At 72.7% G+C, this 24,546-nt stretch carries 25 protein-coding genes; 12 read left to right on the top strand and 13 right to left on the bottom strand.

Annotation, left to right across the window (positions count from 1 at the left end; genetic code table 11):
- Nucleotides 1-6: 6 nt before the first annotated feature.
- The 5 genes from ABD944_RS18665 to ABD944_RS18645 form a co-directional block, all read right to left on the bottom strand.
- Entirely contained in the window at nucleotides 7-210 is a 204-nt protein-coding gene (locus tag ABD944_RS18665; RefSeq protein WP_345178146.1) for a DUF7489 domain-containing protein, read from the bottom strand.
- Nucleotides 211-332: 122 nt separating this feature from the next.
- Complete coding sequence (locus ABD944_RS18660; RefSeq protein ID WP_345178144.1) at nucleotides 333-998, bottom strand: response regulator; 666 nt, start codon at nucleotides 996-998, stop codon at nucleotides 333-335.
- A 129-nt stretch (nucleotides 999-1,127) separates the two neighbouring features.
- Complete coding sequence (locus ABD944_RS18655) at nucleotides 1,128-2,684, bottom strand: carboxylesterase/lipase family protein (protein WP_345178142.1); 1,557 nt, start codon at nucleotides 2,682-2,684, stop codon at nucleotides 1,128-1,130.
- Between the two features lie 227 nt (nucleotides 2,685-2,911).
- A complete protein-coding gene (locus ABD944_RS18650) occupies nucleotides 2,912-3,514 on the bottom strand; it encodes a response regulator transcription factor (protein ID WP_345178140.1) in 603 nt (200 codons plus the stop codon).
- On the bottom strand, nucleotides 3,511-4,677 hold the full coding sequence (locus ABD944_RS18645) for a sensor histidine kinase (protein WP_345178138.1): 1,167 nt from the start codon (nucleotides 4,675-4,677) through the stop codon (nucleotides 3,511-3,513). Before ABD944_RS18645 ends, ABD944_RS18650 begins: the two co-directional genes overlap by 4 nt.
- A gap of 153 nt (nucleotides 4,678-4,830) precedes the next feature.
- On the opposite strand from ABD944_RS18645, the gene ABD944_RS18640 reads away from it, so the two are divergent.
- Nucleotides 4,831-5,406: a hypothetical protein gene (locus ABD944_RS18640; RefSeq protein WP_345178135.1), complete on the top strand. Its 576-nt coding sequence runs from the start codon at nucleotides 4,831-4,833 to the stop codon at nucleotides 5,404-5,406.
- Here the strand turns inward: ABD944_RS18640 and ABD944_RS18635 are convergent.
- On the bottom strand, nucleotides 5,343-6,305 hold the full coding sequence (locus tag ABD944_RS18635) for an isocitrate lyase/PEP mutase family protein (protein WP_345178133.1): 963 nt from the start codon (nucleotides 6,303-6,305) through the stop codon (nucleotides 5,343-5,345). The genes ABD944_RS18640 and ABD944_RS18635 overlap by 64 nt on opposite strands.
- Before the next feature lie 657 nt (nucleotides 6,306-6,962).
- On the opposite strand from ABD944_RS18635, the gene ABD944_RS18630 reads away from it, so the two are divergent.
- The 3 genes from ABD944_RS18630 to ABD944_RS18620 all read left to right on the top strand — a co-directional run bounded on the left by ABD944_RS18630 (nucleotide 6,963) and on the right by ABD944_RS18620 (nucleotide 9,315).
- Nucleotides 6,963-7,685, top strand: a complete 723-nt coding sequence (locus ABD944_RS18630; RefSeq protein ID WP_345178130.1) for a S1 family peptidase — start codon at nucleotides 6,963-6,965, stop codon at nucleotides 7,683-7,685.
- A 29-nt stretch (nucleotides 7,686-7,714) separates the two neighbouring features.
- On the top strand, nucleotides 7,715-8,272 hold the full coding sequence (locus ABD944_RS18625; RefSeq protein ID WP_345178128.1) for a snapalysin family zinc-dependent metalloprotease: 558 nt from the start codon (nucleotides 7,715-7,717) through the stop codon (nucleotides 8,270-8,272).
- Between the two features lie 194 nt (nucleotides 8,273-8,466).
- The gene (locus ABD944_RS18620) at nucleotides 8,467-9,315 is read left to right on the top strand and encodes a class II glutamine amidotransferase (protein WP_345178126.1); all 849 of its coding nucleotides are present in this window, start codon (nucleotides 8,467-8,469) and stop codon (nucleotides 9,313-9,315) included.
- Between the two features lie 21 nt (nucleotides 9,316-9,336).
- Here the strand turns inward: ABD944_RS18620 and ABD944_RS18615 are convergent, their stop codons facing one another.
- The 3 genes from ABD944_RS18615 to ABD944_RS18605 all read right to left on the bottom strand — a co-directional run bounded on the left by ABD944_RS18615 (nucleotide 9,337) and on the right by ABD944_RS18605 (nucleotide 12,235).
- The gene (locus tag ABD944_RS18615) at nucleotides 9,337-10,218 is read right to left on the bottom strand and encodes a diacylglycerol/lipid kinase family protein (RefSeq protein WP_345178124.1); all 882 of its coding nucleotides are present in this window, start codon (nucleotides 10,216-10,218) and stop codon (nucleotides 9,337-9,339) included.
- A gap of 167 nt (nucleotides 10,219-10,385) precedes the next feature.
- Complete coding sequence (locus ABD944_RS18610; RefSeq protein ID WP_345178122.1) at nucleotides 10,386-11,162, bottom strand: class I SAM-dependent methyltransferase; 777 nt, start codon at nucleotides 11,160-11,162, stop codon at nucleotides 10,386-10,388.
- A gap of 89 nt (nucleotides 11,163-11,251) precedes the next feature.
- Complete coding sequence (locus ABD944_RS18605) at nucleotides 11,252-12,235, bottom strand: sigma-70 family RNA polymerase sigma factor (protein ID WP_345178120.1); 984 nt, start codon at nucleotides 12,233-12,235, stop codon at nucleotides 11,252-11,254.
- A 142-nt stretch (nucleotides 12,236-12,377) separates the two neighbouring features.
- On the opposite strand from ABD944_RS18605, the gene ABD944_RS18600 reads away from it, so the two are divergent.
- On the top strand, nucleotides 12,378-13,799 hold the full coding sequence (locus ABD944_RS18600; RefSeq protein WP_345178118.1) for a DHA2 family efflux MFS transporter permease subunit: 1,422 nt from the start codon (nucleotides 12,378-12,380) through the stop codon (nucleotides 13,797-13,799).
- A gap of 36 nt (nucleotides 13,800-13,835) precedes the next feature.
- Here the strand turns inward: ABD944_RS18600 and ABD944_RS18595 are convergent, their stop codons facing one another.
- The 4 genes from ABD944_RS18595 to ABD944_RS18580 all read right to left on the bottom strand — a co-directional run bounded on the left by ABD944_RS18595 (nucleotide 13,836) and on the right by ABD944_RS18580 (nucleotide 17,564).
- A complete protein-coding gene (locus ABD944_RS18595; RefSeq protein ID WP_345178115.1) occupies nucleotides 13,836-14,993 on the bottom strand; it encodes a sulfotransferase family protein in 1,158 nt (385 codons plus the stop codon).
- A 14-nt stretch (nucleotides 14,994-15,007) separates the two neighbouring features.
- Complete coding sequence (locus tag ABD944_RS18590; protein WP_345178113.1) at nucleotides 15,008-15,793, bottom strand: SDR family oxidoreductase; 786 nt, start codon at nucleotides 15,791-15,793, stop codon at nucleotides 15,008-15,010.
- Nucleotides 15,793-17,013: a hypothetical protein gene (locus tag ABD944_RS18585; protein WP_345178111.1), complete on the bottom strand. Its 1,221-nt coding sequence runs from the start codon at nucleotides 17,011-17,013 to the stop codon at nucleotides 15,793-15,795. Before ABD944_RS18585 ends, ABD944_RS18590 begins: the two co-directional genes overlap by 1 nt.
- Nucleotides 17,014-17,105: 92 nt before the next feature.
- Nucleotides 17,106-17,564, bottom strand: coding sequence for a nuclear transport factor 2 family protein (locus ABD944_RS18580; protein WP_345178110.1), 459 nt, complete (start codon nucleotides 17,562-17,564; stop codon nucleotides 17,106-17,108).
- Nucleotides 17,565-17,877: 313 nt separating this feature from the next.
- Here ABD944_RS18580 and ABD944_RS18575 point away from each other — a divergent pair, with 313 nt between their 5' ends.
- The 7 genes from ABD944_RS18575 (at nucleotide 17,878) to ABD944_RS18545 (ending at nucleotide 24,539) form a co-directional block, all read left to right on the top strand.
- Entirely contained in the window at nucleotides 17,878-19,512 is a 1,635-nt protein-coding gene (locus ABD944_RS18575; protein WP_345178107.1) for an NAD(P)/FAD-dependent oxidoreductase, read from the top strand.
- 121 nt (nucleotides 19,513-19,633) lie between these two features.
- The gene (locus ABD944_RS18570; protein ID WP_345178103.1) at nucleotides 19,634-19,972 is read left to right on the top strand and encodes a hypothetical protein; all 339 of its coding nucleotides are present in this window, start codon (nucleotides 19,634-19,636) and stop codon (nucleotides 19,970-19,972) included.
- Nucleotides 19,973-20,127: 155 nt separating this feature from the next.
- Nucleotides 20,128-20,802 carry a hypothetical protein gene (locus tag ABD944_RS18565; protein WP_345178100.1) on the top strand — a complete coding sequence of 225 codons (675 nt, stop codon included), beginning with the start codon at nucleotides 20,128-20,130 and terminating at the stop codon, nucleotides 20,800-20,802.
- A 194-nt stretch (nucleotides 20,803-20,996) separates the two neighbouring features.
- Entirely contained in the window at nucleotides 20,997-21,785 is a 789-nt protein-coding gene (locus ABD944_RS18560; protein WP_345178099.1) for a glutamate ABC transporter substrate-binding protein, read from the top strand.
- A 28-nt stretch (nucleotides 21,786-21,813) separates the two neighbouring features.
- Entirely contained in the window at nucleotides 21,814-22,455 is a 642-nt protein-coding gene (locus ABD944_RS18555) for a hypothetical protein (RefSeq protein WP_345178098.1), read from the top strand.
- A 16-nt stretch (nucleotides 22,456-22,471) separates the two neighbouring features.
- A complete protein-coding gene (locus ABD944_RS18550; protein WP_345178097.1) occupies nucleotides 22,472-23,509 on the top strand; it encodes an XRE family transcriptional regulator in 1,038 nt (345 codons plus the stop codon).
- Between the two features lie 163 nt (nucleotides 23,510-23,672).
- Nucleotides 23,673-24,539 (top strand): helix-turn-helix domain-containing protein, encoded by an 867-nt coding sequence (locus ABD944_RS18545; protein WP_345178096.1) that lies wholly within the window; start codon nucleotides 23,673-23,675, stop codon nucleotides 24,537-24,539.
- Nucleotides 24,540-24,546: the final 7 nt, after the last annotated feature.

Raw genomic sequence — 24,546 nt, 5'->3', positions numbered from 1 at the left:
GTGCCGTTACTGCTTGGCCGGGTCGGATCCGGCGCGCTTGACGATCCGGTCGCCCTCGCTCACCGAGTTCCAGAGGGAGCCGTCGACGCGGATCTTCTTGCTGCCGCCGCCGGTGAAGGTGACCTTGAGGTAGTGGTAGAGGTTCGACCCGTCCGGCATGTTCCGGGACTTGCCGTCGACGACGCCCTCCCACTCTTCGTCCTCATGCACCCGTCGTGACCTGAACATCCGCGCACCGCCCTTGGTGATGGTCCTCTTACTTCCTGTGATCAGGTTAGGCCCGCCGCGGATGCGGGGGCCTCGGCCGCGCGAGGGGTCCTGCGGATGCGACTTCAGGCTGAGGGGCGGGGCCGGACGATACCGAGGTCGTAGGCCATCACGACGGCGTGCACGCGGTCGCGGGCGCCGAGCTTGCGCAGGACCGACGAGACGTGGGTCTTCACGGTCGCCTCGGCGAGGGACAGATACCCGGCGATCTCCGCGTTGGAGGCGGCCCGGGCGACCAGCGTGAGCACCTCCACCTCGCGGTCCGTCAGCTCGGCCAGCCGTGCGGGCCGGACGGGTTCGGCCGGCTGGACGGCCACGAACCGGTCGAGGAGCCGGCGCGTCACGGTCGGGGCCAGCAGCGCCTCGCCCCTGGCGACGACCCGGACGGCGTCGGCCAGTTCCGGCGGGCGCACGTCCTTGAGCAGGAAGCCGCTCGCCCCCGCCCGCAGCGCGGCGTAGAGCGGCTCGTCCAGGTCGAACGTGGTCAGGATGATGACCTTGGGAGGGTCGGCGGCGGCGGTGATCCGCCGGGTGGCGTCGATGCCGTCGGCGCCGGGCATCCGCACGTCCATCAGGACGACGTCGGGGCGCAGCCGGGCGGCCTCCCGGACGGCCTGGTCGCCGTCGCCCGCCTCGCCGACGACCTCCAGGTCCTCCCGGGCGTCGATGATCATGCAGAATCCGGCCCGGACCAGGTCCTGGTCGTCGGCGACGAGCACCTTGATCGTCATGGCGGCTCCCTCGGGGCGGCCGGGCGCGGCCCCGGACCCCCGGCCGGGTCGGGTCCCGCCGCCGGCGGCCCGCCCATCATCGCAGCGCGCCGCGCCGGCGGCGTCCCGTTGCCGGGAGCCCCGCCGCGGTCACCGGGCGACCGTCTCCCAGAACCCGCAGCCGTGCTCCGCCCTGGCGTCGACGGTGCGGATCGCGCCGGGCGCGAGGCTCAGCGGCGCGGTGCCGGGCCGCCAGCGCGGCGCGCCCCGGTGGTTCGGGTCGCCCGAGCGGGCGAAGGCGCTCCAGTAGCCGACCATGGTCCGGGCCAGCCCCTTGCGCTCGCGGTTCACCAGCAGGTCTCTGCCGCCCAGGTCGAAGAGGTAGGGCAGGTCGGTGGCGTGGGCGGCGCCCTGCGGGACGTCGGGGACGTGCAGGCCGTTGACGTTGGGCGCGTTCTCGTCGGCGAACTCGTAGGAGTAGACGGTCGTGCGCGCGGCGAGGTCCCGGGCGCCGGCCAGTGCCGAGCACGCCCAGGACGCGTCGGTCAGGACCGTCGCCCAGGCCAGCCCGGCGGACGGGTACCGCGACAGCGGGTACCGGGCGGCGACCCTGCCCGCGGCGGGCCCGAACGCCTCCTCCAGCAGCCGGGGATAGGTCTCCGCCGTGATCAGTTTCGGGTCGTACCGGATCGCGCCCGCGACGAACGACCGGGCCTCGTCGCGCGTGCCGCCGATGATCACCGGTACGCGGGTGAACGCGCCCGCGCGCAGCGCCGCCGCCGGGTCCCGCGGCAGCAGTCCGGTGCCGTAGGCGAGGTGGTCGGCGAAGGACGGCGAGTGCGGGAGGAGTTCGGCGGTGGTCTTGCCCCGCAGGCACGCCAGCGCGTCCGTGCCCGCGCACTCCAGTTCCCGGGCGGCGGCCAGGCCGTCCTCCCGGCCCTGGGCGACGGGGACGTAGGGCCGGTCGGCGGGCGCTCCGGGGAACAGGCCGCCGGCGGGCCAGCGCAGCCCGCACGCACCCGACGAGATGATCGCCTTGTCGAAGTGTCCCCGGGCCGCGGGCGAGGTGAGCAGCGCGCAGGCCGACATCGCCCCCGCCGACTGGCCGAAGACGGTGATGTTGCGCGGGTCGCCGCCGAACGCCGAGGCGTTGCGCCGCGCCCACCGCAGCGCCGCGATCTGGTCGGCGAAGCCGAAGTCGCCCGACCCTTTCAGCCCGGGCAGCCCCAGGTAGCCGAATATGCCGAGCCGGTAGTTCACCGTGATGACGACGGCCTTGCCCTCGGTCGCCAGCCGGACGGCGTCGTAGTCCTTCCCGCTCCCCTGGGTGAAGCCGCCGCCGTGCCACCACACCATCACGGGCAACGCACCGTGGCGTCCGCGCGGAGTGGTGACGTTGACGTAAAGGCAGTCCTCGCCGGACGGGTTCTCGGGCCCCGGCGAGCCCTGCGCGCAGTCCTTCCCCGGCCGTCCGGCGTCCCTTACGCCGCGCCACGGAGCCGGCTCGCGCGGCAGCGTCCAACGCCGGGCTCCGGTGGGCGGCGCGGCGTAGGGGATGCCGAGGAACTGCCGGGATCTCCCCTTCGCGATGCCCCGCACGCTTCCGGAATCCACGCGCACGGTCAGCGGCGCTCGCGCGGGCTCATGCGGCGAACGGCACGCCATCAGCGCCCCGGCGACCGAGACCGCCGCGAGCGCGGTGGACACGCTTCTGACTCCAGGGGACACGCTGCTGAGACCCGCCACGATGACGACCGCCCGTCTGATCACGTCCGCCGTCCGGCGGCACTCGTTCGAGAGCAAGGACGGGATGACCCGCCGGTTCGACGCTAGGGAACCCGGCGCCCCGTGGCCTCAGCCCGGCGTCCCGTCTTGGACCTGCGACTCCGGACGGAGCGGCGGCCCCGCGCCCGCCCACGGATGTAGGCGCGGGGTCAGATCCAGCCCTGCTGCCAGGCTCGGTGGGCGGCGGCGTGGCGGGTGGGGGCCCGGAGCTTGGTCATGGCGGTGGAGAGGTAGTTGCGGACGGTGCCGGGGGCCAGGTGGACCTGGGCGGCGATCTCGTTGACCGAGGCTCCGGTGCGGGCGGCGCGCAGGACCTCCAGCTCGCGGTCGGTGAGGGGGCACTCGTCCTCGGTGAGGGCGGCCGCGGCGATGTCGGCGTCGACGTAGCGGCGGCCGGCGGCGACGTCGCGGATGATCTCGGCGAGCCGGGACGCGGAGGTCGTCTTCGGGACGAAGCCGCGGACGCCGGCGGCCAGGGCGCGGCGCAGGACGGCGGGCCGGGCGTGCCGGGTGACCAGGACGATCCGGGTCGGCAGCTCGGCCGTGATCTCCTCGGCGGCGCGCAGGCCGTCGGCGGGCGGCATCTCCAGGTCCAGGACCGCGACGTCCGGGCGGTGCTCGCGGGCCAGCCGGACCGCGTCGGTGGAGGTGGCCGCCTCGGCGACCACCTCCAGATCGTCCTCCAGCGCGAGCAGGGAGGCCAGGGCGCTGCGGAGGAGGTCCTCGTCGTCGGCGATCAGGAGTCGGATCATCGGTCGTCGCCGTTCGCGGCGGGCAGCGACGCGGTGAGTTCGAACCGGTCGGCGTCGCGGGTCCAGGTCAGGTCGCCGCCCGCGGACCGCAGCCGGCCGGCGAGGGCGGTCAGGCCGGTGCCGGGGTCGGCGCCGGGGCCGGACGCGCCGTCGTTGCCCACCCGGAGGCGGGCGACGCCGCCGGTGACGCGGTAGTCGACGGACGCGTGGCGCGCCCGGCTGTGGCGGAGGAGGTTGGTGGTCGCCTCCCGCATCACCAGGCCGAGGAGATGGCGGGCGGTGTCGCCGATGGCGGCGGGCTCCGCGGTGGTGCGGGCGTCGATGCCCGCGGAGGCGAGAATCCGGGTGGCGTTGGCGATCTCGTCGTCCAGGCTGGTGCGGCGGTAGCCGAGCACCACGGCGCGGGTGTCGCCGAGCGCGTCGGCGGCCAGCCGCCGGACCTCGCGCATCTCGGCGGCGGCGCGCGGCGGGTCGGTCTCGGCGAGCCGGGCGGCCAGCTCGCTCTTCAGGGCGATGACCTGCAGGTGGTGGCCCTGGATGTCGTGCAGGTCGGCGGCGAACCGGAGGCGCTCGTCCTTCACGGCGAGTTCGGCCGACAGGCGGCGCGCCTCGTCCAGCCGCCCCGCGATGTCCCAGGCCCACAGGGGGCCGAGCATGGCCCAGGCGACGAAGGCGGTGACCCCGGGCGGGAACAGCGCGGCGTACGGCAGTTCGCCGTCCCCGCTCAGGAGGCTGACGGCGCCGCCGGGCAGCGCCGCGGCGAGCACCGCGGCGGCGATCAGCCGGAGCCGGCGGCCGCGGTCCAGGTAGGTCGCGGCGACCGCCGTCATGATCGCGGGCGCGATCGGCCACAGCCCGTAGTCGCGCACGGCCAGGGGGCAGACGGCGAGCACGAGCGCGGCCAGCGCTCCGGCGACCGGCCAGCCCGCGGGCGGGCGGGGCCGCGCACCGGCCGACAGCCGCGCGTTCAGCAGGGCCACCACCGCCGCGACCTCGACCGCCAGCGCGGCGGCGCTGAGGGCGCGCGGCTGGACCGGCACGTCGCCGTCCAGGATCCATTCGCCGGTGAGGAGGATGAGGACGGCCACGTTGGTGCCCGGCACCGCCCACCAGGTGTAGCGGCGGAACCCCGCCAGCCCTGCCTCGTCGGCCCCTGTGCGCACGCCGCCATTGTTCCAGCGGAAGGCGTCCCGGGCGGGTGTCATTTGTCCGGTATCCGCATGACAGATGTCATCCGCGCACGTGGTGGTCCGCCACTACCCGGGACCGTCGCGCCGCCCGAGGGTGGAGGCGTCGCCCACCCGAGGAGGAGCACCGTGCGAGCACAGGAAGCCACGCGCCATGGCCGGGGTCACGCGCTGATGCGTCGCTGGCCCACGGCGGCGGCCCTCGCCGCCGCGGCGCTCATCTGGGGCGGCGGCCTCGGCGACCCGGACGAGGCGGTCTCCGGGTTCGGCGAGCTGCTGCTCCTGCTGGCCCTGGAGTACCTGATCCTCGCCCGGATCGGCCGGCGCGGGGCGTCCTGGCCCGTCGTCGGGTCCATGGTCGTGGCCATGGCCGCGATCGGCATGCTGGACGTCGTCCCGCTGTCCGCCGTCATCACGGCCGCCGCGCTGGTCCTGCTCGTCTGGGAAGCGTTCGCCGAGGCGCCGGACGGGCGGGCCGTCTTCGGAGCGCAGGCGGCCGGGATGGTCGGGTTCGGCGCCCTCGCGTTCGCGAGCCTTGCGGTCGACCCCGACCTCGGCCGCTACCTCGTCGCGGCCGGCTGGTTCCTGCACGGGGTGTGGGACGCCGTCCACCTCAAGCTCGACAAGGTCGTCTCCCGCTCCTACGCCGAAGCCTGCGGCGTGATCGACGTGGTGGTCGCCGCCATGCTCGTCTTCCTGCTGTGACCGGCCGCGGCGGGCCGGGAGAAGGCGCCGCCGCCCGGGAACATCGCGGCGAGTTCCGGCCTGGGGTGGTTGCGGCTGATGTTGCGTTCGAGGAGGGCCAGCGACTCCCGGACGCCGACGCTCCCCGCGGTGGGTTCGGGCAGGCGGCCGTCGTCGCGCTTGAGCCGGACGATCGCCTCCTCCATGGCGCTCTGGGCGGCGAACAGGCACGGGGTGCTGTAGATCGCGACCTCCACCCCGAGCTCGGTCAGCTCCGGCAGCGAGATGCGGGGCGACCTCCCGCCCGCGATCTGGTTGAACAGCAGCGGCTTGTCGCCGATCACCGTCCGGACCCGGCGGATCTGCTCGACGCTCCGGACGCCGTCGACCAGGACGACGTCCGCGTCGGTCCGCGCCAGCGCCTCGGCGCGGGCCAGCACCTCGTCCTCCTCGCCGGCGTCGGTGCGGGCGACCACCACGAGGTCGCGCCGGGTCCGCAGCACCATGTCGAGCTTGTCGAGGTACTCCTGCAGCGGCAGGATCCGCTTGCCGTCCACGTGCCCGCAGCGCCGCGGCCGCTGCTGGTCCTCGAGGATCACACCGGACGCGCCGATCAGCTCCAGCTGCTCGACCACGTGGCAGGCGACCTCGGGGTCCACGTAGCCGTCGTCGATGTCCACGAGCAGGTGCCGCCCGGGGAAGGCGAGCCGCAGCCGCTGCACGAACGCGACGATGTCGGGCCAGGCGATGAAGCCGATGTCGGGAAGGCCGTAGTGCGACGCCGCGAAGCCGAAGCCGGACACGAAGAGTCCGTTGTAGTGCTGCGCGGCGACGGAGGCGGAGAACATGTCGAAAACCCCGATCAGCGGGGTGGTGCCTTCCGACCTGATCTCGCGTCGGAGTTCTTCTCCGTAGTTCACCTTTTCTCCTTTCGTTGCATGGGGCGCGGGCGACTTGTCCGACCAATACGGAACGCCACGGCTTGTGGCGACCACACGGCAGTCGGTATTCCGTGTCGTGAATAGTTACCCATGCGCAAAGCAAAACGCGGGTCAAGGAAGGGGAGCGAGGCGGCAAAAAGGCAAAGAAAACGGTCCGCTTTGAGGGGTGATGTTCAGAATTGTTCTTTTATTCGTCGCGACCGTTGCGAGAGCTGCGCTTGACCGCCCCGACCCGGCCTGGCCCGGCCTCCGGCTACCGGCGGACGCGCCCGGCGAACGCCGGGTGAACGCGCTGGAACCGGCGGGTTTCTATGCCCCTCGAAATACACATTGAACATCTAGTGCTTTTCACCTTCTGGAGGGAGCTCGTTTTCCTCGGCTACTCTCCCGTAGCTGTGGTCCCCGCGAGAAGACGAATTCGCCGTCGCATGCGCAGGAGCATGCGGGTCCGGCCCGTGCCGGCCGCCGTCATCTTTATCGCGAACGCGTTTTCCCGCAAGCCCGCCGAGAATGGCGGGCGGTGCTCCGCGACGGAGCCGAGGACGAGCAGCGAACCCGCCGTTCCGGGCCGCGCCCCCCGCTCCGCGCGCGAGCAGGACGGCCCCGGCGGCACGACCCCCCGATTGGAGAACCGTCATGCGCAAACTGCTGAAGGCGACGCTGGTCGCGTGCGCCTTCGCGCTCGCGATGTGCGGTGTGACGTCCGCGAACGCCGCCGAGCCCGCCGGTGAGGGCGGTGTGCCGATCATCGGCGGCCACAACGCCACCGAGACCTATTCCTGGATGGTGTCGCTGAGCAACGGCTGCGGCGGCAGCCTGGTCGCGGCCCAGTGGATCGTCACGGCGAACCACTGCGGCTCGGCGTCGCAGGCCCGGATCGGCTCGACCTACAAGAACTCCGGCGGCGAGGTCCGCCAGATCGACCGGCGCACCACCCGGTCGGGCACCGACCTCACGCTGATGCACCTCTCCACCCCCGCCCAGTCCGCCCCGGTGAAGATGGCGCAGTCCAACCCCGCCGCGGGCACCCCCGTGCGGCTGCTCGGCTTCGGCTGCATGAGCTGGCCGAGCTGCAGGACCGCCACCGTCCTCCAGGAGATCGACCTGACGATCCTGCCCAGCAGCCGGTGCGCGGCCGGCGGCGGCACCGCCAACGACGTGTGCGTCTCCGGCGACCGGACGCACTCGGCCTGCCACGGCGACTCCGGCGGCCCGGCGGTCGTCGGCACCCGCGGCGACTGGACGCTCGTCGGCGAGACCCACGGCCCCGGCGACAACCTGGGCGAGTGCGCCACCACCACGCTCTACACCGGCATCGCGCCGTACCTGTCCTGGATCAACCAGCAGATCGGCCGCTGACCCCCCGCCCCCACCCCCGAGGAGCTCCCATGTCACTTCGCAGGATCATGGCGGCGCTGGCCGTCACGCTCGGACTGTCCTTCCTGGTGCCCGCCCTCGCCGTCGAGCCGGCGTCGGCCGCGGCCCCGGTCGCGGTCCGCACCATCTACTACGACGCCAGTGCCGCGCAGGAGTTCAGGGCGGCCGTCGACCAGGGCGCCGCGGCGTGGAACGCGGCCGTGCCGGCGATCCAGCTCAGGGCCGCGACCGGTGCGCAGGCCACCGTGAAGGTGTACGCCGACAACGGCTGGCCCCGCACCTACATGAACGGCTTCGGCCGCGCCACCATCTACATGGGGCGCGAGGCGGTCAACGACGGCTTCTACCCGCCGAGGATCGCCGCGCACGAGCTCGGTCACGCCCTCGGCCTGCCCGACAACCGCAACGGGCGCTGCGACTACCTGATGTCCGGCCACAGCTCGCCGACGTCCTGCCAGAGCACCACCCCGCACTCGACCGAGGCGGCCCAGGTCACCCGCAACGCGGGCGGTCTCGTGCCCGCCGCGCTCAGCCGGGAGACCCGGTACGCGGACTGCTTCGTCTTCTGACCGTCCGCTCCTTCTCCGACCGCGTCGCACCGCGGGCACGACACGTGCCCGCGGTGCCGCGCGTCCGGCCCCGTTCGCGCTGGTGCGCGCGGGTCTCATCGGGTAGGGAGGAAGTAAAGGGGGGTTCGTACCTGGCCGAATCCCGGGGCGGGCTCCCGGTCGCCGCGGCGGCGAGTCGATGCGAGGTGGTGGCGATGTGCAGGTGGATGGCCTACTCCGGGGACCCGGCCCTGGCGGAGGCCCTGCTCTTCCGGCCGGCCCATTCCCTGATCAACCAGAGCCTGCACGCCCGGCTGGGGGCGGAGACCACGAACGGGGACGGCTTCGGCGTCGGCTGGTTCGGGGACCGGCCGATCCCGGGCGTGTACAAGAGCGTCCTTCCCGCCTGGAACGACCCGAACCTGCGCGAGATCAGCCGGGAGATCCGCACCCCGCTGCTGTTCGCCCACGTCAGGGCCTCGACCGGCGCCGCGGTGCAGCGCAGCAACTGCCACCCGTTCCGGTACCGGCGGTGGCTGTGGATGCACAACGGGGCCATCGCCGACTACCCCCGGCTGAAGCGGGACGTCATGCTCGCGGTCGATCCCTCGCTCTACCCCGAGATCGAGGGCACGACCGACTCCGAGGCCCTGTTCTACCTGGCCCTCACCTTCGGCCTGCGGGAGGACCCGCCGGGCGCCGTCGCCCGCACCATCGGCCTCGTCGAGGACCTCGGGCGTCGCCACGGAGTGCCCGATCCGCTGCAGATGACGGTGGCCACCAGCGAGGGCGAGTCGATCTGGGTGTTCCGCTACTCCAGTCAGGGACGCACGAGGTCGCTCTTCTACTCCACCGACATCGCCGAGCTGCGCTCGCTCTACCCGGGGCTGGACGTCCTCCAGCGGCTCGGGACGGACGCACGGTTCGTCGTGTCCGAGCCGATCCACGCTCTCGAGGGCGCGTGGACGGAGGTTCCGGAAAGCTCGTACGCGGTCGTGCGGCCCGGCACCCACGAGCTGCATCCCCTCGTCCCCGTCCGGAAGCCCGAGGAGAGCACCGCCTGACGTTCCGGCGGCGGCCCGTCCTCAGGCGGGCCGGGGCGGGGCGATCAGCCGCCAGGCGCCGGGGTGCAGGGTCCAGGTGCGGCTGGTGTAGGGACCGGACACCTCGCCGTCGCTGTTGCTCCGGAACTCCTCGCCGCTGATCGTGACCTTGCGGGCCGTGACGTGCAGGACGTCGTCCCGGTGGCGGTGGCTGCCGTCGCGCAGGCGCAGGGCGTAGGCGATCCGCGCGAAGGGCCCGGTGGCGGCGGAGACGACCAGCTCCATCTTCCCGTCACCCGGATGCGCGTCCAGGGCCAGCTGGGCGGAGCCGCCGGCGATGCCGGGCGCGTTGCTGAGCGCGGCCATCAGGAACTTGCCCTCGGCGACGAGTTCGCCGTCCGCCTCGGCCCGCAGCCGCCACCCGGAGTGGCGCAGGCCCGCGATGACCGCGCCGAGCGGGAACGCCGCGACCTTGAGCGTGCGCTTGAACCGCGTGGCGCTCTCGGCGGCCGAGGCGCCGATGCCCACGTGCACGGCGTTGAGGGTGACGCGGCCGTCCTCGTCGACGACCATGTCCAGCTCGCGGTGCCCGCCGTCCAGCAGGAGGCGGACGGCCTCGTCGGGGTCGAGCGGGATGCCGAGGTTGCGGGCGAGGTCGTTCCCGGTGCCCATCGGCAGCAGCCCGACCGTCCGGTCGAGCTCGCCGCGCCGGTGCAGGGTGCTGACGAGGCGGTTGATGGAGCCGTCGCCGCCGGCGGCCACGACGACCGCCTTGCGGTCCCTGTCCAGCGCCTCGTCGAGGTCGTCGGGCGCGACGCACGGGCAGACGGTGACGTCCCGTCCGGCGTCCCTGAGCAGCGCGGCCACCCGGTCCAAGGTCTGGGCGTCATGCGTGCCGGCCTTGGCGTTGGTGAAGAGAATCATGGTCCTCAGATCGGCCGTGCGGAGCCTCCGGGGGCGTTGCTCGGCGACGGAGGCCTGGGGGGATCCCACACCGCTTCTGCTTTCCCTCCCCCGCCCGGATGATGCAGGTGGCGGGTGTAGGACGGGTCACGGTGCCACGGGACGGGAGCCGCGGCCCCCGGACCGCCTCACCGGGTGACGCGGATCTTGGACTGGCCGTGCGGGAGGTCCTCCCAGTCGTCCATGAAGCGTGCGGTGAAGCCGTGGCGCTCGGCCAGGGAGGTCAGGGTCTCGGTGCGGTAGTAGAAGTCCTCGCGCAGGACGTGGTGCTCGGTTCCCTCGGTGCGGTCGAAGGTGAAGTCGAAGAAGCCGCCGGGGGCGAGGACGCGCCCCACGTTCGCGAGGCATTCGTCGATGACCTCCAGCGGCGAGTGGCTGAAGACGCTGTGCGCGTGGACGACCGTGAAGTGCTCCGAGGGCAGGAACCGCAGTTTCAGGTCGCCGACCAGCGTCAGGTGCGGCAGCTTCTCGCGGAGGTCGTTGCGGACGAGGGTGTGCTGCGCGGCGAGCAGGATGTCGGGCGAGATGTCGATGCCGTAGTAGTTGCCGGCGTCGAGGTAGTCGATGAACCGCCAGCCGGCGCGCAGGTTGCCGCAGCCGATCTCCAGGAGCCGGTCGTCCGGCTTGAGGCCGTGCCTGAGCAGGTAGTCGAACTGCATCTGGCCGAGGGCGAGCCAGCGTTCGCGGGTGGGGCTTCCGACGGCGGCCTCCGGGCTCCGGGCCGCGTCGGCCCTCATGACGGCCCGGTAGTAGGCGACGTGGTCGCGGCTGGAGACCCGGAATTTCAGGTCGCGCGCCATGCGTGACAGATATGTACCGATCTTGTCTGGATTCTGGGCGGCGTAGCGCAGCCGGTACGCGAGGCTCGCGCGATTCCGGCTGGTGGGCGGCAGTGCTTTCGTCATCGGGCTCGTCCCCCAAGGAGCACCTGCGGTTCGCCTCGTGACCTACCCTTCCGCCGCGCCCCGTAAAAGCGGCGGCGCGGCGGAAGCGATCATTCGCGCACCCGGGGAAGGCCGAAGTCGTCGAAAAGGGAAGGGGCCATAAAACTCGAAATGCGGGCGATTCCGGAGCGGGTGGGAGTGACCACCATCAGGGAATGCGCGTGCAGGATCCCGTCCTCGCCGCGCAGGTACGCGCCGAAGGCCGGCTGGCCGTTCGCGCGGACGGGCACGAGCAGGTGGGGATCGCGGCCTGAGGGCAGCCGCGCGGCGAGCAGCCGGCCGATGGCCTCCCGGCCTCTGAACCAGTGCGGAACGGGCGGCATCTCCCAGGCCGCCTGCTCGGTGAGCAGCCGGGTGAGCCCGGCGATGTCGACCGTCTCGAAGGCCTTGGCGAACCGGTCGAGCAGCTCGCGGCGCGCCGGCTCGTCCGGCTCGGCGATCTCGTCGCCGGCGGGGACCAGCCGCTCCAGGCGGGACCGGGCGCGCAGCAGCGTGCTGTTGACCCCCGCGCCGGTCATCCCGAGCATTCCGGCGACCTCCGCGGCGGACCAGCCCAGCACGTCCCGCAGGACCAGGACGGCCCGCTGCCGGGCGGGCAGGTACTGCAAGGCGGCGATCAACGCCAGCCGCAGGCTCGCCCGCTCGGCGACGACCGCCGCCGGGTCCTCCGGGGCGCCGCCGACGAGCCGGTCGGGCAGGGGCTCCAGCCAGGGCACCTCCGGGGCGCGCGACCCGGGCGGCGGCACGTCGCCGGACGGCGAGGCCAGGCCCGAAGGCAGCACGCGCCGGCTGCTGTGCTCCAGAGCGTTCAGGCAGGCGTTCGTGGCGATCCGGTACAGCCACGTGCGCAGCGACGCCCGTCCGTCGAAGGACGCATACGCTCGCCACGCTCGCAGGTACACCTCCTGGACCAGGTCCTCGGCGTCGTGGACGGAACCCAGCATCCGGTAGCAGTAGGCCAGCAGCTCCCGCCTGAACGGATCCGTCAACCGTCCGAACTCCTCGGGACCGGCATCTCTCTCATCGGTCTTCATAGGACGCACCTCCCCCTGTACTGACCGGAGAGCGGGGCCGGATTCGTCGGCCTCCAGCCGCTGAGTACCGCCCGCGCGGGCGGTTTGTACAGGCGACGGCGAGCCACCGGCCGGCTCGCCCGATCACCTGGAGGGAACGCGCATGGCGCAGAGGACAAGCGGCGGGCTGCTCGGCCTGACCGCGACGGCGTCGCTGATGGTGGCGCTGGACGCGACGGTGGTGACGACCGCGCTGGCCAGGATCCGGCTCGACCTGTCCGCCACCATGGAACAGCTCGAATGGACCGTGAACGCCTACGGCCTCAGTTTCGCCGTCCTGCTGATGACCGGCGCCGCGCTGGGCGACCGGTTCGGGCGCAGGCGGATGTTCGTGAGCGGGCTCGGCCTGTTCACGGCGGCCTCGGCGGCCTGCGCGGCGGCCCCCGGCATCGGCTGGCTGATCGCCGCCCGCGCCGTCCAGGGGTGCGGGTCCGCGCTGGTGATGCCGCTGGCGATGGCGCTGCTGAGCCATGGCGTCCCGCCCGAGCGGCGCGCCCGGGCCCTCGGCGCCTTCGCCGGGGTCACCGGCCTGGCGGTGGTGGCCGGGCCCGTGGTGGGCGGGATCGTCACCGAGGGGCTCGCCTGGCAATGGATCTTCTGGCTCAACGTGCCGATCGGGCTGGCGGTCATCCCGCTGGTGCTCCGGTACGTCCCTGAGAGCCGCGGCGGCGGGGCCTCCTTCGACCTCGGCGGCGTCCTGCTGGTGACGGGCGGCGCGCTCGGCCTGGTCTGGGGCCTGGTCCGCGCGGACGGCTCGGGCTGGGACGCCGCCGAGGTGGACGGCGCGCTGGCGGCCGGGGTCCTGCTGCTCGCCGCCTTCGTCGCCTGGGAGCTGCGCACCCGCGAGCCGATGGTGCCGATGCGGCTGCTGCGCTCGCGCGGCTTCTCCGCGGGGAACGCCGCCGGGCTCCTCATGTACGCGGCGCTGTACGGCTCGCTGTTCTTCATGGCCCAGTTCCTCCAGACCGTCCTCGGGGCCGGGCCGATGGCCGCCGGGCTCCAGCTCGTCCCGTGGACGGCGACCGTGACCGTGATCGCGCCTGCCGCGGGGGCGCTGGTGAACCGGGTCGGGGCCCGTCCCCTCACCGCGGCCGGACTGACCCTGCAGGCGATCGGGATGGGGTGGATCGGCCTCACCGCCGGGCCCTCGACCGCCTATCCGGAGCTGATCGCGCCCATGGTCGTCGCGGGGGCCGGGATCAGCATGGCGATGCCCGCCGCGCAGACCGCGGTCATCAACTCCGTCGCCGCGCGGGAGATCGGCAAGGCGTCCGGCGTGTTCAACGCCCTGCGGCAGCTCGCCGCGGTGCTGGGCGTGGCGGTCGCCGCCGCGGTGTTCACCGCCGAGGGCGGCTACGGGACCGCGGGGACCTTCTCCGACGGCTTCGGGCCCGCCCTCACCCTCACGGGCGCGCTGTCGCTGGCAGGTGCGGTCGCCGCCCTGTTCCTGCCCGGACCCGACCGGACGGCCCGGCCCCTTCCGGCGCCGCCGGTTCCGCGACGCGCGCCCGAGCCGACCCGCTGAGGCGTGGAGAAGCCGTGCCGTCAGCGGGTCGGCGGATCACCGGAGTCCGGCGGCGTAGTCGGCGAAGCGCTCGTCGACCTGCTCCGGGGTGAGGCCGAAGTCCGCGAGCGAGTACCGGTGGGCGGGTTTCGCGGCGCCGGTGGAGCTCTCGCCGTGGAGCCTCGTCATGGCGGCGCGGGCGTCGCCGGTGAACGGCAGCCCGAACCGCGCGTAGACGGACTCGACCGTGCCGATCGGGTCGCGGACGAAGTCGTCGTAGTGGACGTCCGCGAACCGCGCGGGGTCGTGGCGCGCCCGTTCGGCGCGGAACAGGTCGAGGCCCCGGCCCCACAGGTCGAGCTGGTCGCGGCCGATCACGGGGCCGGTGAACACGTCCGACCATCCGGCGGTGGCGTGCGCGGCCAGGCTGCACATCGACGCCATCGCGGTGCGCGGCGTGCGGTGCGTCTGGACGATCAGCGCGTCGGGATAGACCTCCAGCAGCGCGTCCAGCGCGAACAGGTGGCTGGGGTTCTTCAGCACCCAGCGCCGTCCGGGGTCGTTCAGGCCGATGAGCTGGAGGTTGCGCCGGTGCCTGCGGTAGGCGTCCGTCCAGTCCTGCCCGGCGAGCCAGGACGAGTAGCCCGGGAGGTGCGCCAGGCACTCGAACGAGATCGACAGCATGCTCTGGCGGAGCAGCTGCCAGCACTCCTCGACGGAGTCCGCCGAGATGTAGTGGACGCCCATGAACTCGGGGTTCTCCACGTGGTGCCGCCGGTACCCGGCGTCGATCGCCTGGAAGACCGGGTCGCCGGCCCAGGTCTCGCGCGGCGGACGCGGCTGCGGCACCTCGGCCAGCCACAGGTCGAGGCCCTGGTGCGCGGGGTCGGCGGTGAGGAGCCGGTGCAGTGCCGTGGTCCCGGTGCGGGGCAGGCCGGTCACGAAGATCGGCCGTTCGACGGGGACGTCCGCGTGGCCGGGGTGCCGCCGCCAGGCCGCCTCGGAGTACTGCCGGGCGACCAGGGCGCCGCGCAGCATCGCGCGCTGCGCCCTGTTGCCGAGCGGGGTGAGCCCGGCCTCCCCGGCCAGCGACTCCAGCAGCACCTTCAGCCCGTCGAGGTACTCGTCGCCGCCGAAGTCGTCCGAGCCGGTGATCCTGGCGGCCGAGGCGTGCAGGTCCTCGACGGTCCCCACGCTGTCGCGACCGTTCGTCATCGGTCCGTCCCTTCCTAGTGGTGCCACTCGCCGGAGTTGACGTCCAGGCACTGGCCGGTGACGGCGCGGGCCAGCGGCGACAGCATGAACACGGCGGCGTCGGCGACCTCGTCGGGCTCGGGCAGCTTGCGCAGGTCGGTCGTCGCGGCGTTCTCGTCGTAGACCTGCTGCGCCGTCACGCCGCGCTTCTCCGCGAGGTGGTGGAAGTACCACTTGAGGTTGGGCGCCCAGATGTAGCCGGGCGCGATCGTGTTGACGCGGATCCCGCGCGGCCCGAGCTCGGTGGCCAGGTTCTGCGCCATCGCCAGCAGCGCCGCCTTGGCCATCTTGTAGGCGCCGAACGTCCGGCGGGAGTGCCGCAGCACCGCCGAGTTGATCACGACGACGGAGCCGCGGGAGTCCTCCAGCGCCGGGACGAACAGCCGGGTCAGGTGGAGCGCGGCGAGGACGTTGGTCTCGAAGCCCGCCCGCACCGCGTCGAGGTCGACCTTCGTCAGGTCGGTCAGCGGCGGGGTGGCGAAGGCGTTGTTGACCAGGCCGTCCACCCGGCCGAACGCCTCCCGCGCGGTCGCGGCCAGCCGCTCGCAGGCCGCCGCGTCCCGGATGTCGGTCGGGACGGTCGCGGTCCGCCGCCCGAGGTCCTCGACCTCCTTGGCGACCTCGGCGAGCCGCTCCTCGTTGCGCGCGGCGAGCACGACGTCGGCCCCGGCCCTCGCGCACTGGAGCGCGAGCCCCCGGCCGAGCCCCGGGCCCACGCCGGAGACGACGACGACCTTGCCCTCCAGCAGTCCGGCGCCCATCAGCCCAGCATCCTCTTCGCCACGGCGGTCTGGCGGGCGGCGATCCGCTCCGCCCACTCCCGCCTCCCGACGCGCTGGCTCTCGTGGAAGGGCAGGGCGCGCGGGAGGTCCGCGAAGGGGACGACCTCGACGCGCGGCCCGTCCTCGGGTGTGAGGTCGCGGGCGAGCCTCTGCCAGCGGAACTGCAGGTAGCCGCGGCGGTGCCCGGTCCGCTCGATCCAGTTGGCGAGCCCCGGATCGCGCTCGCTGACGACGTACCGGATCATGCCGTCCTCGTCCACGCGGGCCTGGTCCGCGGTGAGGCTCGTCTGGTGGTTGATGTAGTCGAGCGAGACGTACCACATGCTGCCGAGCTGGAAGCCCTGGTAGGGCGCCACCTCACGAGCGGCGGCAGGGCAGGTGACGACCATCACCTCGTCGTCGTCCAGGTCGTAGTGGCCGACGGACGAGAACTGCGTCGCCAGGCCGCCGGGCGTGGGCCGCGGCTCGGTCAGCGTGTTGACCGGCAACTGCAGGTAGTGCCATTCCGGGAAGGCCAGGAAGGTACGGATCCGCGACACCAGCATCTTGCCCGCGATCTCGTACCGCCGGGCCATCCGGTCGGACGGGACCGGCAGCGGGGAGGTCCCGAGCGTGTCGGCCCGGTGGATGCGGATCTCGCCCGGCCTCTCGTTCTCCCAGTCGCTGAAGACCTCCCGCACGATGAGCATCGCGGAGCCGGGGGCGAGCGCGACGTAGCCGGGCCCGGCGTCCTCCCTCGGAGGGCCGAATCGCAGCCGGAACGTCCCGTCCTCGGCGATGTCCAGCTCGCGGTCGTCGAAGGCGGTGAGACTGTCGGGCGACTTGGCCGGCGAGTAGTCGCCGTTCATGACCTGGAAACTGAGGTCGGCGGTCGTCCCCCGGCGCCCGGTCACGACGTATTCGGCGTCGTCCCGGATGTAGGCGTGGAAGTACAGCGTGTCGGGATTGTCGAGCCCGAGCTTGGTGTACGGCCCGGTCGACGACGCGAAGAACGGATAGTCCCGCTGGTAGGCGCCCACCATGTGCAGTGACGCCTTGATGCTGCCGGCCAGGTAGTCGAGGCCCTCGGCCAGGTCCTGGTCGGTCTTGACGTGCGGCGCGGCGCGGATGATCCGCTCCGCCTCCACGACCGCGTCGGCGAACGAGCGCGTCGCGGCGTCCGGGCGGTCGGTGCTGCCTTCGGCTGGATCGGTGGCCACCGGGCTCTCCTCGGGTCGCGGGCGCGAGGCCGTGCTCTGGCGGGAGGGAGACTAGAACGCGTTCTAAGCAGCGGGCAAAGGCCGGGTCCCGCTCAATGGGAGGTCGTGAACTTCAGGCTCGGCGCGTCGTCCAGCGACACCATGTACTCGTAGGTCCGCCGGTGCCCGGTCTTCTCGACCCGCCATGCGCCGCCGTCCCGCCGGTAGACGTCGTGGTAGAAGGCGGCGCCCCGGATGAGCAGCCGGTCCCCCGGGAGGATGATCGTGTCGTCCAGCGACCAGATCCCGGTCGCCCGGTCCCCGTCGAGGTCGATCTCCGGGCAGCCGGCCGTGTGAGTGCTGATCTTGTCCGGCCCGAGGTTGGACCGCATGTACTCGACGATCGCGTCCCGCCCCTCCAGCCTGAGCGTCACGCCCAGCACCGGCGTGTCGTACTCCGCCACCGCGTCCTCGGTGAACACCCCGGCGAACTCGTCCCACAGCTTGAGGTCGACGCACCGCAGGTACCGGTACTTGAGCCGCCGAATCTCTTCCAGCGCAACCAGATCCATGCGCCCCAGCCTCCTAGCTCCTCCGGCAAAACACAAGAACACGTTCTACCCATCGGGCCGGGCCCGCGGAAGGAGGTGCGCCGCTCCGGCCGGACCAAAGATCCGGCAAAAGGTCGGCATCGGCTGATCGGTGCCCGCCGCGCCGAGGCCAAGGGGACATGCGAGATCCACCAACTCCGCCGCGCCCGGATTCCGGTGCCCGGCAAGGGAAGCGCGCGATGGCGGCCGTGGAAACGCCTCCGCGCTCTTGAGAAGATCGGCCGTCCGCGGTCGCCGTTCCGGCCCGCCGGCCGGGATTACGCTGGTAGAGGTGATGGCACCGGTCATACTCGTGGTAGATCACGACGCGGGCTCGCGGCGGGTCCTCCTCGCCGACCTCACGCGACGGCTGGGCGAGGCGTTCACCGTGAAGGGCGCGAGTTCGCCCGGCGAGGGGTGCGACGCGCTGCGGGAGATGGCGCGGGCCGGGGAACCCGTCGCGCTGCTGATGGTGGACGACGCCTGCGCCGACGTCCTTCCGCCGGCGCACGAGCTGTATCCGAACGCCAGGCGCGTGCTGATGGTGGACCGCGACTACACCTCGACCAGTCCGGCCGTCCAGGCGATCGCGCTCGGGTCCGCCGACTACCACCTCGTCCGGCCGTGGACGAACGACGAGACGATGCACCGGGCGGTGAGCGAGTTCCTGTCCTCGTGGACGGAGGAGCAGGAACCGGCGTTCGAGCTGTTCCGCGTCGTCGCCGAGATGGACGACCCCCGGATGCTGCGGCTGCGCGACGTGATGGCGCGCTTCAACCTGCCCTTCGTCGTCCACCCGCCCGGCGGGGAGACCGGGCGGCGGCTGCTGGAGGAGGCCGGCGCCGACGCGTCGCGGCTGCCGGTGGTGGTCCGCTACGACGGCCGGGCGTACGTGGACCCGCAGGTCTCCGACCTCGCGTGCGCGATGGGCGTCAGCGTCGAGAACGACCTGGAGGTCTGCGACGTCGCCATCGTCGGCGCCGGGTCGGCCGGGCTCACGGCGGCCGTGTACGCGGCGTCCGAGGGGCTCGACACCGTGCTGCTGGAACGGGCCTTCTCGGGCGGCCAGGCCGGGACCAGCCCGATGATCAGGAACTACCCCGGGTTCCCGCACGGCATCGCCGGGGGCTACCTGATGGAGCGCACCTGCGAGCAGGCGTGGCTGATGGGCGCGCACATCGTCTTCGCCCAGCAGGTCGTCGGCCTGGAGAGCCGCGGCGACCGGCGGGTGGTCCGCATGGCGGACGGCTCCGAGGTCAGCGCACGCGCGGTGCTGATCGCCACGGGCGTCGACTGGCGGCGGCTCGGCGTCCCCGGCCTGGAGGCCCTCGTCGGCTCCGGCGTGTTCTACGGCATGGCCGTGGGCGAGAGCCGCGCGATGCGGGGCCAGGACGTCTTCATCGTCGGCGCCGGGAACTCGGCGTGCCAGGGCGCGCTGCACCTGGCCAAGCACGCCCGCACGGTCACGCTCGTCGTCCGGGGCGACGGCCTGGCGAAGTCGGCGTCGACCTACCTGCTGCGCGCCATCGAGTCGACGCCGAACATCGTCGTCCGCCGGCGGACCGAGGTGACCGGATGCGGCGGAGGCGACCGTCTGCGGTCCCTCACGCTCGCCGACCGGGCGGCGGGCGCCACCGAGCACGTCCCGGCCGCCGCGCTCTTCATCATGATCGGCGGCGAGCCGCACACGCGGTGGCTCCCGGACGGCATCGCCTGCGACGAGCAGGGCTACCTGCTCACGGGCCGCGAGATCGACGACGGGGCCCCGCCGCGCCGGGCCCTCGACCGGGACCCGATGCCGCTGGAGACGAGCATGCCCGGGGTCTTCGCCGCGGGAGACGTGCGCAAGGGCTCGATCAAGCGGGTCGCCTCGGCGGTGGGCGAGGGCGCCACGGCCGTCCGCTCGATCCACGAGTACCTGTCCCTCTGAGCCGCTATGCCGGTTATCGACGGTTTTCGGGGACGGTTGGCGAATTCCGGGGACGGGAGCACTTCGGGCGCGGCACTCTGAGGCCGTCGAGATGGAAGCGCCTGTCCTGGAGAGTGGTCCTGTGGTCGACGGCTCGCTTGAGAACGTCCCGTCCGAAACGGCTGAGATCGCCGAGACGCCGGAAGGGGAGGCGTCCTGGCTCGGGCGCGGCGTCGCGTTGTTCACGCCCGTGTTCGCCGTGGCGGCGGGGTGGCTCGCCGGTGCCGTGGCGCAGCTCGTGCCCGGAGCCCACCTCGACGAGACGCAGGTGACCACGTTCATGGTGGCCGCGTCGACCGCGGCGCTCGGATCCGGGTGGAAGTGGCTCCAGGGATGGCAGCAGCACGAGCGCCTCGTCGCCGACGGAAAGGCCGCGCCCGTGAAGAGCAGCCGGGAGCGGCGGCGTCGCCCGGCCAAATGAAACGGGCGCGCCGCGAGGCGAAGTGAAACGGGCGCCCGGAAGGTAGGCATAGCTCTACCGCGAAGCGGGAGGCACGCCCACGGACAGGCCGTGGCGCGCCCGGCAAAGTGTTCCGCAGATGCAGATTCCTCCTCGCCCCTGAGAAAGGCAGTCTCGTGGACACAGTTCTCGCCCGGCGCTTCACCGGATGGACCGGCCTCGCCTCCGCCGCCGCCCTCATCGTCGGGGTCCCGCTGTACTTCGTCTACTCGGGCTCGCCGCCGGACTCCAACGTCCTGTCCCGCCTCCTCCTGCAGATCCTGGCCCTCGGATTCCTGCTCCTCTTCGTGACGGGTTTCCGGGAACTGGTGAAGAGCGTCGACCCGCGTTACGAATGGGCGGGGAACTTCGCCTTCGCCGCCGGGATCGCCTACGTCGTCGTCACCCTCGTCTCCAGCGGGCTGGAGGGCGGAGCCGTCATCGCCGCGGACCGTCCGATCGACCCGACCATCTCCGTCAGCGGGACGTACATCCTGTACGGGTCCATCGGGCGCATGCTGCTGGCGTTCTTCCTGGTCGCGCTGGGATACGCGGTGCGGAAGACCGGCGCGCTGCCGGGCTGGACCGGCATGTCCGCCTACGTGCTGGCCGCGATCAACATCGCCTTCATCCCCTCGCTCTTCTTCGGCAACGAGCCGGCGTTCTTCTACGCCGCCAACGGCTGGGGCACCACCGCTTCGCTGGGCGCCATCCTCAGCTACTGGCTCCTGATGATGGGCGTCGTCGCCCTCCGCAGTGAGCGAGGCGCCGCCGGGCGCCTGGCGCCGGGGACGCACAGAGTCCGCGGCTGAATTCCGCGAGCAGGCCCGATGGCCGCCGAAGGCACACCGCCTCGGCGGCCGTCGGGCTGTCGGCGACTTCTGCGCGCTGCCGGCCACTTCTTCGCAATCGGCGCCCGGGTCTGGCCGCCACAGGTTCATCCGCCGGCATTGCACGGTCGTCCCGCGTTCATCCGGCGGCCTTTTCCTGTCGCTAGTCATGGTCCGTGCGCGCCATTCTCGTGCTTCTGACTCTCGCACTCGCGCTCGTGGGATGCGCGACCGCCAGGGCCTCGATCCACCGCCAGGACGTCATCGTGATCGGGGTCAAGGCGGACCAGCCCGGGCTCGGGCTGAGGAAAAACGGGGTGTTCCAGGGGTTCGAGGTCGACGTGGGCGCCGACATCGCCCGCCGCCTCGGGGCGTCCCGGGTGACGTTCCGCGAGGTCAGGTCCGACGACCGGGAGCGGCTGCTGAACCGGCGCGCCGTCGACCTGGTGCTCGCGTCCTACTCGATCACGCCGGACCGGGCCAGGCTCGTCGCCTTCGGCGGCCCCTACTACGTCGCCCACCAGGACGTCATGGTCCGGCGGGGCGAGACCCGCGTCCGCAGCGTGCGCGATCTGGCCGGGCGGAGGATGTGCCAGGCCAGCGGCTCGGTCTCGACCGAGCGGGTGGTGGTCGGTCTGAGCATCCCCGCCCGGCTCGTCCCGGGCTCGTCCTACAGCGACTGCGTGGCGAAGCTGCGGTCCGGGGCCGTGGACGCCATCTCCACCGGCGACCTGGTGCTCGCCGGGTTCGCGGCCCCGGACCTGAGGATCGTCAACGCCCCTTTCACCGACGAGCGGTACGGGGTCGGGATGCGCAAGGACGACGCGGACGGCTGCGAGGCGGTGAACCGGGCCATCACGACGATGTACCAGGACGGGACGGCGGGCCGCCTGCTGGACAAGTGGTTCGGCAGGAGCGGGCTCACGCTCGTCCGCGAGGTCCCCGAGTTCGAGGGCTGCTCGTAATGTCGGCGCCCCTGGCTATGGTCGAGACGTGGCTGAGGACAGGGACGCTTGGGACGAGCTCTTGGCGGCGGGCTTCCTGCACGCCCTGCGGGAGGCCCACCGCGAGGCGACGCTGGCCGTCTTCGGCGGGCTGAGCCGGGCGGCCGGGTTCACGGAGCGGACGTACGGGGTCGGCGCCTTCGACGCGCTGGCGTCGCAGATCGACCGGGTCTTCGAGGCCGAGCCGCAGGTCGTCCGCGACGATCTGAACGGCTCGCCCGGCTGGCGGTACGGGCCGTACCGCGTGCTGCTCAAGCGGCACGAGTTCGGGAACGTCAGGGGCATCCGGTGGGACCGCGACAGCCCCACCAAGCAGGCCGTGGCGCGGCAGACCTACGTCGAGGACCCGCAGCTCGCCCTCCCGCTGGGCGTCGGGCCGCGCGACACGCCCGGGGTCGTGACGCTGGTGCTCGCGCACAGCGCCACCGAGGCGCCGCTGGAGATGGAGCTCTTCCTGGGCCGCCCCCGGTGGAACGCCGACGGCGGCACCGCCTGGCACTGGGTCAGGCCCCTGGACGACACCATCGGGGCCGATCCACGTCGTAAGCTCGTCGAGCGGACGATGCCGCTGTGGGACGACCGGGAAGAGGACGTCCCGATGCGGCTCCGCGGGGAGACGAAGACGGCCTAGCAGAAGGTGGCGCGGGGTGCTGTTCGACTGCGAGCGGCTGACGCTCGCCCGGCGGCTCAGGGGCCTGCGCAAGAACCAGCTCGCGCAGGCCGTGGGGACGACGCCGAAGGCGATCGGGCAGTACGAGGCGGGCGTGCAGAGGCCCGAGGAGACGACGGTGCGGCGGCTGGCGATCGCGCTGGGCGTGCCCGTCGAGTTCTTCCAGAGCGGCCGCAGCCCGGTCTCCATGGACGGGGCCCACTTCCGGTCGCTCCGGTCGACGACGCAGATCGAGCGCGACCAGGCGCTCGCCTACGGGCGGATCGCCACCGACGTCGTCGCCGTCCTCGAAAGGCTCGTCGACCTTCCCGAGGTCGACCTTCCCGAGTACCCGGTCTCGCCGGAGGAGATCGCCGGCCCGGGGCCCGCCGAGGCCGCCAGGCTGACCAGGAAGGCGCTGGTCGAGCGGGCCGGGCCGGTGCCGCACGTCGTCCGGCTGCTGGAGTCCCACGGCGTGATCGTCCTCGTGCTGCCGCGGGCGGCCGAGCGCGTGGACGCGTTCAGCGTCGGCGTCCACCCGAGGCCGATGGTGTTCTTCAACCCGGCCAAGGGCGACTACTGGCGCAACCGGTTCGACGCGGCCCACGAGCTGGGCCACCTGGTGATGCACGCCGACGCCGAGCCCGGCGAGAAGATCGTCGAGGACCAGGCGCACCGGTTCGCGGCGGAGTTCCTCATGCCGGAGGCCGACATCGCCGGCGACCTGCCCGCGGGCCCCGACTGGGACCGGCTCGCGCGGCTGAAGGCGTCCTGGGGCGTCAGCATGGCGGCGCTGCTCTACCGGGCCCGCACGCTCGGGATCATGAAGGAGCCGGTGTACCGCGACGCGATGAGCACGCTGAGCTCGCGCGGCTGGCGGCGCCAGGAGCCCGGCCCGGCCCGCCCGCTGGAGCAGCCGACGATGCTGACCCGCGCGCTGGAGGTCGTGGAGGGCGCCGGCACGGATCGTGACCGGATCGCCGGGGACGCCCGGGTCACCCGCGCCGATCTGGACCTGCTCGTCCCGCGCCGGTGACCCCTTCTGGAACGCTCCGGCCCGCGCTCAACACAATGGCGTGATTGGTAAAGCGGCTGCGCCGGATACGTATCTCTGTCGAGAGGTCTCCTGCGCGTTCACGATTGCCTGTGAGACCCTCCGAGAGTGTTGCCGGACCAACGTACGGAACGCTGGAGACCTGGTGCTTGACAATCGGCTGGCGAGTCCCACCGCGCTGCGCATGCAGCTCGGGGCGCGGTTACGGCGGATGCGCGAGGAGCGCGGTCTCAGCCGGGTGGAGGCGGGCGAGGCGATCCGCGGCTCGGCGTCCAAGATGAGCAGGCTGGAGCTCGGACGGCACGGCTTCAAGATCCGCGACGTGCTCGACCTGCTCACCCTCTACGGCGTCGAGGACGAGGACGAGCGGAATGGCTTCGTGCAACTCGTCCGGGAGGCCAGGAAGCCCGGCTGGTGGCAGGGCTACGGCGATATCGTGCCGAGCTGGTTCGAGCAGTATCTCGGCCTGGAACAGTCGGCGGCGACGATTCGCACTTACGAGGTGCAATACGTTCCCGGCCTTCTCCAAACGCGCGACTACGCGCGGGCCGTCATCGGCCTGGAGCACCATGACGCGGCCTACGGGGGCCTCGAACGGCGCCTGTCCCTCCGGATGCGGCGGCAGGAGATCCTGCACCGTCCGACCGGCGCGACCACGCTCTGGGCGGTGATCGACGAGGCGGCGCTGCGGAGGCCGATCGGCGGGCCGCGGACGATGCGCGGCCAGATCGAGCACCTGATCGCGGTGTCGGAGGGCATGCCCAACGTGAAGGTGCAGGTCCTGCCGTTCGCGGCGGGCGGGCACCTGGCGCTGGGCGGCCCGATCACCATCGTGCGGTTCGCCGAGTACGACCTGGACGACGTGGTCTACCTGGAGCAGCTGACCGGCGCCCGCTACCCGGAGGGCCAGGAGGCCGTCCGCTACCAGAAGATCATCGATCTGCTGGGCATCCGCGCCGCCCGCCCCGCCCGCACCACGACCTTCCTCAGGGACCTGCTCGACGAGCTCTGATCCCCCG

This window comes from Actinomadura verrucosospora (assembly GCF_039540335.1).
Lineage (GTDB): Bacteria > Actinomycetota > Actinomycetes > Streptosporangiales > Streptosporangiaceae > Spirillospora > Spirillospora verrucosospora.
The sequence above is the reverse complement of the archived record's forward strand: the minus strand, read 5'-3'. Positions and strand labels throughout refer to the sequence as shown.